Here is a 12,471-nt window from a genome sequence, read left to right on the forward strand (position 1 = left end):
TTAAAAACGGCGCTCAAAGAGCGCCGTTTTTTTATTATTTGGAAAACCAGAAGGTGGAAGCAAACTCCACCTTTCTCTTATTCCTGTTGCATTCGCTTATTGAACTCGGCGCAATACAGCTTTGAGTGCATCAAAGTCAGCATCCAGATCTTCAGATAGCAGTTCCATTGCCGCGTGTTTCGCTAGCGGAGCTGGAAGATCAATGTCTGTTTGCAGAATCTCATCAACGACTTCTTTGAACTTCGCAGGGTGCGCGGTACATAGGAATAGACCGGTTTCACCTTCTTGCAATTGCTCTTCAAGAACGCGGTAAGCAATCGCACCGTGCGGCTCGCATAAGTAGCCCAGTGCGTACAGGTCTTTTACTGATTGTGCGCTTTGCTCATCAGAAACCGCGCCTTTACCGAGTGTCTCTAGGCCCCATTCTTTTACGCGGCAGAGCTCTTCGATACGCGGCCAGTTGTTCGGCTGACTCACGTCCATTGCGTTCGATGTGGTTGCCACTGTTGGTTTTGGCTCCCACTTACCTGTTTCTAGGTAACGTGGCACGGTATCATTGGCGTTGGTTGCAGCGATAAAGCGCTTGATAGGCAGACCCAGCGCTTTTGCCAGTAGACCTGCGGTTAGGTTACCGAAGTTACCGCTTGGTACCGACACGACTAAGTTTTCACGCTCTTGCTTACTCATTTGCGCTGCCGCTTCAAAGTAGTAACAGATTTGCGCCATCAAACGGCTAATGTTGATTGAGTTCGCTGAATTCAGACCGATCTCTTCACGCAGTGCCGCATCACCAAAGGCTTGTTTCACAAGAGCCTGACACGCGTCGAAGTCACCATTTATCGCGACGGTGTGAATGTTTTTACCTAGCGTACAGAACAGTTTTTCTTGCAGTGGGCTGATCTTGCCTTTCGGGTAAAGGATCACAACGTTGATGTCTTCCATACCGTAGAAAGCGTGCGCAACGGCTGCGCCAGTATCGCCAGAAGTGGCAGTAAGAATGGTGATCTTACCGCCGTCCGATACCGCGGCAAGAGATTGCGCCATAAAGCGGCCACCAAAGTCTTTAAAGGCTAGCGTTGGACCATGGAAAAGCTCCAATGCGTAAACGCCGTCTTTCACTTGGTTGATTGGCGCCGGAAATTGGAATGCAGCGTCAACCAGTGCGTTAACTTGCTCTTCTGCCAGCTCATCACCGATAAACGCTGATAAAATCTTAGTGCTACGAGAGACAAAGTCTTCTGCCAGTAGTGCATCAACGTCTTCAAATTTTGGTAATTCCGATGGGAAAAATAGACCTTGGTTACGACCTAGCCCTTGGCGAACGGCTTGGCCAAAGGAAACTTGTTCATCATTTTCTTTTATATTGTAAAGCTTCATAGCTCACTTCCTGTTATTTTCGAACCCTGCTTATCTAAACGACAAACGTGGACGAATCCTTCTTCGTTTTGTACGTAGTTCTGTTCTAACCAGCGAGCAACTCGCTCAGCGACTTCTTTCTCTTTGCAAATACTGAACAGTGTCGGGCCACTGCCAGAAATACCAGTTGCTAATGCTCCCGCAGACGCTGCGTATTGACGGGCATCCGCAAAGCCTGGAAGCAGTTTCTCACGATACGGTTCGGCGATCACGTCTTTGATCATTTTTGCAGCCAACTCTGGCTGACCTGAATGACACGCATGAATAAAGCCCGCAAGGTGACGACCATGAGCAATGATATCTTGTCGGCGGTACTGAGATGGTAGGATCTCACGCGCTTCTGCTGTTGATACTTTGATGCCCGGATACGCCATGACCCAGTACCAATCATCAAAACAAGGTACTTCTTGGCTGATGATACCCAACTCTTCCAGCATCAATTGCACACCGCCAAGGTAACACGGCGCGACGTTGTCGTAGTGAATGCCACCAGAGATCTTGCCTTCCATTTCTCCCATCAACGCCAGTAACTCTGTCTCGTTAAGCGGTTGACCATGGAAGCGGTTTAATGCATCCAGAGCCGCGACGATGGAACATGCACTCGAGCCTAAACCCGAGCCGATTGGCATGTTCTTTTCTAGTGTCATTTCAAGTGGTTTTAGTTCTACGCTTTTTTTATCTAGCTCGCGAGCAAACACCACCCAGCAGTCATAAACGATGTTTTCTTTTGGCTCTGTTGGCAGCTTAGCAACAAAACTGCCTGCCGTTTTGAGACTGAACGGCTCTGTCCCTGCTTTAACTTGCACTCGGTCGCCCAACAAAGTGCCATCAACTGGGGATATTGCCGCCCCCAGCACATCAAAACCAACGCTGACATTACCGATTGATGCTGGAGCATAAACCACTACATCCATATCACTTGAACTCATTATTGTTATACCCCTAGCTTCCAACCTAAAGTACGCATTACATCAGAAAATACACCTGCTGCCGTTACCTCGGTACCGGCACCGTAGCCACGCAGTACCAAAGGAATTGGCTGATAGTAGCGGCTGTAGAACGCCAATGCGTTTTCACCATCTTTGATTTTAAACATAGGGTCATTTTCATCCATTGCTGCCATGCTCACTTTGCATTTACCATCGATAATTTCACCAACATATCGCAACACTTTGCCTTCTTCTGCCGCTTTTTCTGATAGCTCTTTAAAGTAAGCATCCGCCTCTGGGAGACGTGCCATAAACTCATCAACACTGCCTGAATCATCAAAGCCTGGTGGTAACGCTTGATCTACCACTACGTCTTCTAGCTCTAGAGACATACCCGACTCACGAGCCAGAATCAACAGTTTCCGCGCCACATCCATACCAGAGAGGTCATCACGTGGATCCGGTTCAGTAAAACCATTTTGCTTGGCGATATTTGTTGCTTCACTTAAGCTCATACCTTCGTCCAGCTTACCAAAGATATAAGATAAAGAGCCCGACAAAATACCGGTAAATCGCTCAAGCTCATCCCCTGCCGAGATCAGGTTTTGTAGGTTTTCGATCACTGGTAGTCCAGCGCCCACTGTCGTTTCGTACATTAGTTTACGGCGAGAGCTGCGCGCAACATCGCGTAACTGATGGTAGTACGCCATGCTAGCTGTGTTGGCTTTTTTATTTGGTGTAACTACGTGGAAGCCTGCTGCTAGGAAGTCGGCGTATTGGTTGGCAATGTCTTCGCTTGACGTACAGTCAACTAGCACTGGGTTAATGATATGGTTACGCTGAACCAATGAAATCAAACGTGCTAAGCTGAATTCTTCTGTCGCAACCGACATACGATCACGCCAGTGCTCTAGCGGTAAGCCTTCACTATCGAGCAACAGCCCCTTGCTGTTTGCCAAACCACAGACGCGAATCACGATGCCTTTCTCTGCTAGTTTCGCTTGTTGGCGTTCAATCTGATCCACCAGCTCACCACCAACACCGCCGATACCAACCACGAACACGTCTAAGAAGTGCTTTGAATTAAATAAGTTCTCGTGACACGCTTTGATCGCCTCAGAGATCTTATCTTCGGGAATAACCGCAGAGATAGCACGTTCAGATGATCCTTGAGCGATTGCAACGATGTTGACGTTTACCTCCGCTAGAGAAGAGAAGAAACGTGAAGCTACACCGCGAGAAGTACGCATGCCATCCCCAACAAGCGTGATGATTGACACATTATCAATAAACTCTACTGGCTCTAACAAACCGTCTTTTAATTCCAGCTCAAACGCATCAGCCAGCACCTGTTGTGCTTTTGGTTTGTCTTCAGCTTCAATACAAAAACTGATGCTGTATTCAGAAGAAGACTGCGTGATAAGCACAATAGAGACACCGGCTGAAGACATCGCACCGAATACGCGACTTGCCATACCAACCATGCCTTTCATGCCAGGGCCAGAAACATTGACCATCGTTAGGTCACCCAACGTTGTAATGCCTTTGATTGCGAGATTATCTTCGCCAGTGTCTTGGCCAATCAACGTACCTGCGCCTTGTGGATTAAAACTGTTTTTGATCAGGCATGGGATGTGGAATTGAGCAATGGGTGCGATGGTTTTCGGATGCAGCACGGATGCGCCGAAGTAAGAAAGCTCCATCGCCTCTTGGTAGCTCAATGATTTGAGCAGACGCGCATCTTCGACTAAGCGAGGGTCGCAGTTATAAACGCCATCAACGTCCGTCCAAATTTCACAGCAATCAGCACGTAGACACGCCGCCAATACCGCAGCTGAATAGTCAGATCCATTACGGCCAAGTGTAACTAACTCCCCCTTTTCGTTACCCGCAGTGAAGCCAGGCATAATATTGACATGCCCTTGAGGAAGAGGGGTTTGACGGAAGTTTTGTGTTGAAATATCCACATCAACCATCGCTTCAAGATGATCACCTTGCGCATATAGATATTCAACTGGATCGATTAAGTTCGCTTGTTGACCTTTTGCTTCTAGCACCGCTTTCATCAACTGGATAGAAACACGCTCGCCTTTACTAATGATACGAGCATTCACATTGTTTGGGCACATTCCAAGAAGGTTAATTCCATGGACGTACTGACGAAGCTGAGAAAGCGAGGTTTTTACTTGGTTATCAAAACCAGCGCCATCGATATTCGGCAACACTGCTTTGATTTGCGTGAAAAGCGTGTTAAGCGACTCATCTAATTCCTTAATTTGTAGCTCTGCTTCACCGTTACGTAACGCACTTTCTATGACGGCTACCAATTTGTTCGTGGTTTTTCCTGGTGCAGAAAGCACAACAGCTACTTCTTCTTGTTGAGCGTTATTGGCAATGATGTCTGCCGCTCTTAAAAAGCGATCTGCATCAGCTAGTGATGAACCGCCAAACTTCAATACTCGCATCCCTTCCTCCGGTATATCTTTTAAATTGGTCTAAATTCTTTATAAAAAAGCATAAAAAAAGGCCTGTATCTTGTTGGATACAGGCCTTTTTCGTGAATTTCTTTCGCTCAGCAGCCTGCCCCAACATGTGTCGTGTCGGTAATAATAATGGTCGTGGTCATTACTACTAGGCTGTTAGATGGCATAAATAAATATTCAACAATAATTGTGTTTGCTTAAGTCTACGTTTACCGAGTTTCCGAACCATAGTCAACAAATAATTGTTTATTTTCAGTCTTAAAGAGATTTCTACTGTTCAATGTCCTTGATATTTAGATGTAATTACAGACAGTTGCCTTTAAATAAATCTATCTCCCCTTTTTCTATGTCACTTATCAACTCAATAAATTTTAAATCATGACTAATCTGATCTTTGCCATAAATCGTACGATCATACGATTAGAAATTGTTATGAAACTTATCGGCAGCTTAATTTTGATCAATGTGCATAAGATCGAATTATTTATAAAATAAGCAAACTAGCTTTCATATCCTATGCTTTAATTGTGAAGGTTTTTAACGCGTATTGATGTGGAAGTTGACACAAGGGAAGTTGACACAAGGAGTAGTGAACATGAAAAGAAGACTTCCTCTGCTGCTATTTGCTGTGTCTGGTGCTTGCCTCGCAAACGAGCTCCCTCCTCTTCCCGGAAAAGTAAGCTTTTCCCCTCATAAACTGTTTATATCCAGTGATAACCATCAGTTAGACAACTTTGATGTGTGGAATATAGATACGGGATATGCATATGAGCTTTTCGATTCTGTTGATGTCTATGTCGGCGCACGAATCAACAACGCCCCAACACAAAATCAAAGTGGTTTCCTCAGTGGAATAAATTATCATTTCAATGATCGTATCAGTTTGAAAAGTAGCGTACGTTCTTACAAAGGTGCGACGTCTGAAGGGATTCGTCAAGAAGACAGTAGCCTCGCCGCTGAGGTATCGAGTCGCGTAAAAATTACCGATAAGTTAGATATTCACGCGACCTTAGATTATCAAGATTGGCAACAAGGTATTGAAGTCGGTTTAGGTTTCCGTTTTTAAAAATCCAACTTTTGTTTCGAAATTAACACCCCATTCCAGTCAGCATAAACGTAATGCTTAGGCTGTACGATTTGGTTCTGCATGGTCAGGGTCACATTCACATCTCCCATACCACGTTTCTCTGTTTTAAATGGACAAGTTCCAAGAGCCTGAATACCAATGTCCATTTGGCACATTTGCACCACATCACGCACCGCACCATAAACAATAATGCCTTCCCAACCATTCTCAATACCCAGTATAGCCAGTTGGTCACCAAGCAGCGCTTTCTGACACGACCCATGTCCATCGACAATTAAAACTTTACCAGTGCCGTCCTCGCTTAGCACTTCACGTACTTTTGAGTTATCGTGATAGCAACGTACTGTGACAATCTCACCATAAAAAGCAGCGCGTTGACCAAAATTCTGTAAAGGCAAGCTTAGCAAGGTCACTTGGTTTTCAAATTGGTCACAAATATCGGGTGTTATGTCTCTCATATTTCCTCCGTGAATATTCTCCCCTAAGCAGCGCTCAGTGAGTGGTATCCTTCTAGACGAGTCGAGGCTTTATTGAGCCTAACTTGTGCATTAATTTTGGCTCAGAACAAGCAATTAGGTACAGTTCGTCATCAATAACATAATAAATCGCGTTTTGTTGAAAGCAATTCGCCAATCCAACCGCTGACTCCGGCGTGAGTTCTGCCGCAAAACTCTCTTCGTACCATGTAAAGCTGCGATTGCCGACCGTCACACGTGTGTAGTTCACATGTTGGAGCTGCTTTTCTAATGCTTGATTACTTATGCAGTTATCTTCTTTTGACCGCAAAATACTGTATGGGTTCCAAGCAGTTATCACTGCATAGCTCGAAGTGCTCCATTCTGCCTTAAAATCAAATAAAGCCTCCGAATAAGCATTCCATAACGATGCATCTATGTTTGTATTACTTTTTTCTACCATAACTCTTAAACGATTAATAACAGTTACATTTCATCAATTGATGTAAATCAACAAACTGAATGGAATTAACATTTGAGCATTGTTAGCATGCTGTTAACAATATAAAATCCGCTCCATACCCTAGGGTGTTTACTTTTCAGGCCCCCGTCAAAGGTAGGAAGTGAAAAGTAAACAAGCCCTTTAGAATAAACGTCGCCACTGGATACTGGTGAACCGGCAAAACTCCATGGAAGGCGGATAACTGAAAGAAGTGTTTTTTTGATCAACTTGATTTATTATCAAAATCACATTACCTGTATGTTATATTTTTGCCTAGAATTTATTCTATTAGCACAATTTTGTCACAAATTTAGGTACCGCCAATGCAAACCCCGCAGATTCTTATCGTTGAAGATGAGCAAGTAACTCGTAACACTCTTAAGAGTATTTTTGAAGCAGAGGGATACGCTGTTTTTGAAGCCAGTGACGGTGAAGAGATGCACCAAGTGTTGTCTGACAACTCAGTCAACTTGGTTATTATGGACATTAACCTTCCAGGCAAGAATGGCCTCTTGTTGGCGCGTGAACTGCGCGAACAAGCGAACGTGGCCCTGATGTTCCTGACAGGACGTGACAATGAGGTTGACAAGATCCTTGGTCTAGAGATTGGTGCTGATGACTACATCACGAAACCATTCAACCCACGTGAGCTAACTATTCGTGCACGTAACTTGCTAAGCCGCTCGATGAGCTCTAATGCTGTACAAGAAGAAAAGCGCTCAGTAGAAAAATACGAATTCAATGGTTGGGTACTGGACATCAACAGCCGATCTCTTGTGAGCCCGTCAGGTGATAGCTACAAGCTTCCTCGTTCTGAATTTCGTGCTCTGCTGCACTTCTGCGAAAACCCGGGGAAAATTCAGACTCGTGCCGATCTGCTTAAGAAGATGACAGGCCGTGAGCTGAAACCACACGACCGTACTGTCGACGTAACTATCCGTCGTATTCGTAAACATTTCGAATCTGTATCAGGCACACCAGAAATCATCGCGACCATTCACGGTGAAGGTTACCGCTTCTGTGGCGATCTAGAAGATTAATTGACTCGCATACACGAAGGGCTTGCTCAATGAGTAAGCCCTTTTGTTTATTTACCTTGGCAGTAAGCTAGTAAACCTTATTTATCTTCACGTATTTTTCCACTAGCCAACGCTGCTTTCCTGCATCATCTAAAAGAACGGCGATATCAACAAATTTATCTGCGTCTGCGTCAATTTCAGACGTGAACGCCACTTCCCATTGATTCTCACTGTGGGTGCGAGTCTCTAATGATTCTCCGCTCACCAGCCACTTTACATCACCTTGCTTAATAACGAGCGCTTCAGCGGTAAGGTTAGCTGGTAGCTGTTGGTTCCCCTCAAGGTAAAGCGCTCCCTGAATACTTTGTTCTTGAGCCTCACCGACTGCTGGCATTAGGTTCACCCAAAGGTTGCTCTTAAGTTCAATATTTACTTGGTTAATCGTAATCTGGCTATTTTGTTGCCAATTCACGTTAGGAATGGAACTACAGCCTGCTATCAAAAAAGCCATAACCCAGACCATTGGTGCAATTATTTTCATGTTATTTCCTTTGTTCCAACCAACATTTGAGTACTTGAATATCGTTCTGGTATTCATTTTTAATCTCTTCAACCCAATCTGAAATATTTTCCCACCACGCTGGCATCTCTGGAGACTGAGCCTTTTGCGCAACACTCTGGATACGCTTTAGACCAATCGAACCAGCCGCTCCTTTAATTTTATGCGCTTCAGAAACAACGCCATCTTTATCTTTGGCCATCATGTTTGAGTCTAGGACTTCAATATAATCGGGCATCATGTCTTCAAACATTTTAATGCTCTCATAAACTGGCTTCGCGCCAACGATGTCTACGTACGACTCTAACATATCCAGATCAAGCAAATGTGTCTCAATCACTGGAGATGGCGTCGCCTCTTTCGCCACGCCTGAAGCTAAGATTGGCTCAGTTTGGTCGACTTTATGGGCGAAAAACTTATTAATTACCGACTGAATAGCATTGACCGCGAGCGGCTTACTAATCGCATCATCCATGCCACTATCCAAATATTCACGGCGGTCTTTCATCACATTCGCCGTTAATGCGACTAATGGTGGTAAGTTGTCATAGTGTTCAAGATAGTACTTCGCAACATCAAAACCTGTCATATCTGGCAGCTGGATATCTAACAGTACTAAATCATATTTTTCTGGCACAAAATTAACCAGCGCCTCCTTACCCGTCATCGCCACTGTCACCGAGTGACCTAAGCTCTCAAGTAAAGATTTCGCCACGGTAACGTTCAGCTCAATATCCTCAACCATAAAGATGTTTAAATGGAGACTCTCTCGTTGCGCAGCTATCACGGGCTCCTCTAATTCGACAACTGGCACATGAATCGACACCGTAAAAGTACTACCAAACCCTTCTTCACTGACGACCGTTATATCCCCATCCATCATATTCATTAGCTGCTTTGATACTGCCAGACCGATCCCCGTGCCAACAGCATGAAGGTTATCTTTACCCGACTTGACCTGATAATACATCGCGAAGATTTTATCGAGTTCCTCTTCAGGAATACCAATGCCCGTGTCTTCAACTTCCATCACTATGGTCGCAAATTCATCTTCAACTTCAGCGCTAACTGTCATCACAACGCCACCTTCTTTGGTGAATTTCATCGCATTACTGACTAAGTTCCAGATTACCTGACGTAAACGAGTAGCATCGACTTCAATGGCTTTTGGTAATTCACTCAGACGCTCTAAGTCAAAGCGAAGTCCCTTTTGTTGTGCCATCAGCGCCGATATGCTTTCAATTTCGGCAACGAAGTCTTCAAAGTTCAATGGCGCTGGTAGCAACTCCAACTTACGACGGTCAAATTTATCCATATCGATAATATCGTTAAAGATGTTACCCAACGTAATAGCACTCACATTGATGGTTTGCATGTGCTTGCGCTGCTCTTTTGTTAATGGGCTATCGAGAAGCATTCGGCTTAAACCCACAATCCCATTAAGCGGGGTACGAAGTTCATGACTAATGGTAGAAATAAAGGTGGTTTTGTCACGGCTGGCCTTTTCCAACGATTCTTGATGACGCTTACGCTCAGTGATGTCACGACCGAAGCCAACAAGGCCCAAGTGTCGGCCATCTTTGCTATAAAATGGAACCTTGCGCAACTCAAAGTAATGTTTACGACCATCTGGATATTCTAGCCATTGCTCATAAGTGATGGCTTGATTATCAGCAAAGACTTTTTGGTCGGTATTAACGATGCTTTCAGCGATTTCTTTGCTATAAACATCCCATGGGCTTAAACCGACTAACTGGTGCTCTTTCTTACCAGTTAACTCTTCCATTGCACGGTTACATCCCGAGAACACGCCATCAGCATTGCGGTAGTAAATCAAGTCGGGTGAAGCATCAATAAATGAACGTAATAAAGCTGTGCGCTCAGCCAGCTCCAATTGGGTTCGCTCACGCTGAAAGACCTCATTCTCGAGATCTTGCATTGCTTCTTCACGGGCGGCTTGGGCTTTAATGCGCTCTTCAATTTCTTGATTAAGCTTTTCGATATTCTGTTGCAGTTGGTAATTTAGCTCCTGGTCGCGTGAGCGCATGTCTTTGAGCTTAGACACCAGCTTAGTCAAACGTTGACGTGACTCCTCTAATTGGTCAACAACAACGGAAAGAAAATACACCGCCCAAGGCGTGATCAACAGACCAAAAAATACCGAACGGACAATATCAATATCATCCACTCGCCCCTTCAATGCCAAAGTAATCCCTACTTGCACCACAACGGCCAACGCCACCAACGCAAGAGCGAGCAAAATAGAAAAACGGACAATCCCCAGCTTGACTAGCAGGTCAACATAATACTGAGCGAGATTTTTCATGGGTTTCATTAACGACTCCATGGTACTGGCTAGACATCGCCCTTTGGTGATGAGAAATGGGCAGGCATATTCGGCCTAAGGCAATTTAGGTCGATTTGATTAGTAACAACGCGCACTACAAGCCGTGCTGACGATAAGAGACCGCAAGCAAAAACACAGGCTCTAGCCAGTTTAACGTGTTTAATACGGCAATTTAAACAACCAGCGATCAACTTAGAGCAAGCGGTCACAAAGCGTTAGCAATATACCTCTAAATACCTTCACTAGGAGAGGACACACTTTCATTTACACACTCTTGCTCTCAACCTTTTCGAACCGATCAGGGATTTATTGAGTGAGCGGCTATTAATTCGGGCTTGGTATAGATAAAAGTATTTCCGGTTAAGCTCCCTTGAGCACCATAAATATTGAGCACGCGGCCGATTTCAGTCATACCTAACCAACGGTTTTCGCACCATAACGGAGCCAATAATGTTGGTCGACGCGCGGCAGATGATACGCGATGATAAACCACTTCTGGTGGCGTTAGACGAATAAGCTCACTCGCGATTGCGACGTACTCCTCTAACTCAGGTGCTTCTAATTTACCTGCTCGCCACGCTTTTGCCATGGTACTACCTTCTACGATATGTAAGCCATGAAGCTTGATCCCATCGGTTCCTACTTCTAATACTTTTTGTAACGTCTCGACGTTATTGTCACGAGTCTCCTTCGGCAACCCAACAATCAGATGCGTACATACTTTAATGCCTAGCGCACGCGCACGTTTAGTGATCTCAGCGTAACATTCGAAATCATGACCACGATTAATTCGCTTAAGTGTTCGGTTGTTTGCGGTTTGCAGGCCAAGCTCAAGCCAGATCTCGTAACCTTGACGGACGTAATCAGACAATAAGTCCAGCACGGCATCAGGCACACAGTCAGGACGAGTCCCCACACATAAGCCAACGATGTCGACCGCTTTAAGTGCTTCTTCATACATATTCTTAAGCACCTGGACCTCAGCATAAGTACTGGTGTAAGCCTGAAAATACGCCAGATACCTCTTCGCTCGGTCGACTTCCCCCGCACGATCTTTCAATTGATCATGAATGCTTTTTACTTGGACTTCTTCATCCGCAAACGAAGCTACGTTACAAAATGTACAGCCACCGCGACCAATCGTTCCATCACGGTTTGGGCAGCTAAACCCGCCGTGTAACGTTAATTTATGTACTTTTTCACCGTATCGGCGTTGAAGATCTTGGCCTAGTGTATTGACCAACTCGTGTAACTGCATAAACCCTCACAATTGCGAACCATAATCAACCTCATTACGGTCATGTAAACAAATTACATCCCTGCAAGAAAAAACAAGCAATATTAATCAATTCAAACAAAACCCAAGTAGGTCAAAATCAATAAACTTGCATAAATACAAACAAAAAGCCGTAAATCTGCGCCAGTATTAAACATGAAATTGCATAATTAGACGAAAAAATTGGGTTACAACGGCGACTTTTTCGTTGCATTCCGAAGTAACAAAATTGTAGGATACTTACACAACCCGGTGCATTTTGTGATTTTTATTACAAAGCACACAGCGGGATTTGTCGGTGTTATTCCACTCCTACCTATATAAATCACTACAGAGTGGCATTAAATAAAGGGATATCACCAAGGATTGTTTTTCTCGCAATATTTTTCCTGCGAGAT

The 12,471-nt window shown here is 44.6% G+C and carries 11 protein-coding genes and 1 other annotated feature; of the genes, 2 read left to right on the top strand and 9 right to left on the bottom strand.

The window, feature by feature from the left end:
* Positions 1 to 96: 96 nt before the first annotated feature.
* The 4 genes from thrC to thrL form a co-directional block, all read right to left on the bottom strand.
* Entirely contained in the window at positions 97 to 1,377 is a 1,281-nt protein-coding gene (gene thrC, locus ATG66_RS17455; protein ID WP_098416500.1) for a threonine synthase, read from the bottom strand.
* The gene (thrB, locus tag ATG66_RS17460; protein ID WP_098416501.1) at positions 1,374 to 2,330 is read right to left on the bottom strand and encodes a homoserine kinase; all 957 of its coding nucleotides are present in this window, start codon (positions 2,328 to 2,330) and stop codon (positions 1,374 to 1,376) included. Before thrB ends, thrC begins: the two co-directional genes overlap by 4 nt.
* A 20-nt stretch (positions 2,331 to 2,350) precedes the next feature.
* Positions 2,351 to 4,810, bottom strand: a complete 2,460-nt coding sequence (thrA, locus tag ATG66_RS17465) for a bifunctional aspartate kinase/homoserine dehydrogenase I (protein ID WP_098416502.1) — start codon at positions 4,808 to 4,810, stop codon at positions 2,351 to 2,353.
* 52 nt (positions 4,811 to 4,862) lie between these two features.
* Positions 4,863 to 4,982, bottom strand: a sequence feature (Thr leader region).
* On the bottom strand, positions 4,918 to 4,995 hold the full coding sequence (thrL, locus tag ATG66_RS20715; protein ID WP_074192076.1) for a thr operon leader peptide: 78 nt from the start codon (positions 4,993 to 4,995) through the stop codon (positions 4,918 to 4,920). (Overlaps the previous feature by 65 nt.)
* Positions 4,996 to 5,423: 428 nt before the next feature.
* On the opposite strand from thrL, the gene ATG66_RS17470 reads away from it, so the two are divergent.
* A complete protein-coding gene (locus ATG66_RS17470) occupies positions 5,424 to 5,894 on the top strand; it encodes a ribonuclease regulator (RefSeq protein WP_098416503.1) in 471 nt (156 codons plus the stop codon).
* Here ATG66_RS17470 and ATG66_RS17475 read toward each other — a convergent pair.
* The gene (locus tag ATG66_RS17475; RefSeq protein ID WP_098416504.1) at positions 5,891 to 6,373 is read right to left on the bottom strand and encodes a putative 4-hydroxy-4-methyl-2-oxoglutarate aldolase; all 483 of its coding nucleotides are present in this window, start codon (positions 6,371 to 6,373) and stop codon (positions 5,891 to 5,893) included. The two genes, ATG66_RS17470 and ATG66_RS17475, sit on opposite strands and share 4 nt — an antisense overlap.
* Positions 6,374 to 6,425: 52 nt before the next feature.
* Positions 6,426 to 6,833: a DUF3293 domain-containing protein gene (locus tag ATG66_RS17480; RefSeq protein WP_098416505.1), complete on the bottom strand. Its 408-nt coding sequence runs from the start codon at positions 6,831 to 6,833 to the stop codon at positions 6,426 to 6,428.
* Positions 6,834 to 7,195: 362 nt separating this feature from the next.
* Here ATG66_RS17480 and arcA point away from each other — a divergent pair, with 362 nt between their 5' ends.
* A complete protein-coding gene (gene arcA, locus ATG66_RS17485) occupies positions 7,196 to 7,912 on the top strand; it encodes a two-component system response regulator ArcA (protein ID WP_098416506.1) in 717 nt (238 codons plus the stop codon).
* Positions 7,913 to 7,979: 67 nt separating this feature from the next.
* Here the strand turns inward: arcA and ATG66_RS17490 are convergent, their stop codons facing one another.
* The 3 genes from ATG66_RS17490 to ATG66_RS17500 all read right to left on the bottom strand — a co-directional run bounded on the left by ATG66_RS17490 (position 7,980) and on the right by ATG66_RS17500 (position 12,055).
* Entirely contained in the window at positions 7,980 to 8,432 is a 453-nt protein-coding gene (locus tag ATG66_RS17490; RefSeq protein WP_098416507.1) for a hypothetical protein, read from the bottom strand.
* Position 8,433: 1 nt separating this feature from the next.
* On the bottom strand, positions 8,434 to 10,785 hold the full coding sequence (arcB, locus tag ATG66_RS17495; RefSeq protein ID WP_098416508.1) for an aerobic respiration two-component sensor histidine kinase ArcB: 2,352 nt from the start codon (positions 10,783 to 10,785) through the stop codon (positions 8,434 to 8,436).
* Positions 10,786 to 11,095: 310 nt separating this feature from the next.
* Positions 11,096 to 12,055 (bottom strand): TIGR01212 family radical SAM protein, encoded by a 960-nt coding sequence (locus ATG66_RS17500; RefSeq protein WP_098416509.1) that lies wholly within the window; start codon positions 12,053 to 12,055, stop codon positions 11,096 to 11,098.
* Positions 12,056 to 12,471 lie beyond the last annotated feature (416 nt).

This window comes from Vibrio sp. ES.051 (assembly GCF_002563795.1).
Lineage (GTDB): Bacteria > Pseudomonadota > Gammaproteobacteria > Enterobacterales > Vibrionaceae > Vibrio.

What these genes read in the sequence shown, in the direction of transcription:
- ATG66_RS17490 (WP_098416507.1), bottom strand. Translation starts at nt 8,432, where the DNA reads ATGAAAATAATTGCACCAATGGTCTGGGTTATGGCTTTTTTGATAGCA.
- arcA (WP_098416506.1), top strand. Translation starts at nt 7,196, where the DNA reads ATGCAAACCCCGCAGATTCTTATCGTTGAAGATGAGCAAGTAACTCGT.
- thrB (WP_098416501.1), bottom strand. Translation starts at nt 2,330, where the DNA reads ATGGATGTAGTGGTTTATGCTCCAGCATCAATCGGTAATGTCAGCGTT.
- ATG66_RS17500 (WP_098416509.1), bottom strand. Translation starts at nt 12,055, where the DNA reads ATGCAGTTACACGAGTTGGTCAATACACTAGGCCAAGATCTTCAACGC.
- ATG66_RS17480 (WP_098416505.1), bottom strand. Translation starts at nt 6,833, where the DNA reads ATGGTAGAAAAAAGTAATACAAACATAGATGCATCGTTATGGAATGCT.
- thrC (WP_098416500.1), bottom strand. Translation starts at nt 1,377, where the DNA reads ATGAAGCTTTACAATATAAAAGAAAATGATGAACAAGTTTCCTTTGGC.
- thrA (WP_098416502.1), bottom strand. Translation starts at nt 4,810, where the DNA reads ATGCGAGTATTGAAGTTTGGCGGTTCATCACTAGCTGATGCAGATCGC.
- arcB (WP_098416508.1), bottom strand. Translation starts at nt 10,785, where the DNA reads ATGAAACCCATGAAAAATCTCGCTCAGTATTATGTTGACCTGCTAGTC.
- ATG66_RS17470 (WP_098416503.1), top strand. Translation starts at nt 5,424, where the DNA reads ATGAAAAGAAGACTTCCTCTGCTGCTATTTGCTGTGTCTGGTGCTTGC.
- thrL (WP_074192076.1), bottom strand. Translation starts at nt 4,995, where the DNA reads ATGCCATCTAACAGCCTAGTAGTAATGACCACGACCATTATTATTACC.
- ATG66_RS17475 (WP_098416504.1), bottom strand. Translation starts at nt 6,373, where the DNA reads ATGAGAGACATAACACCCGATATTTGTGACCAATTTGAAAACCAAGTG.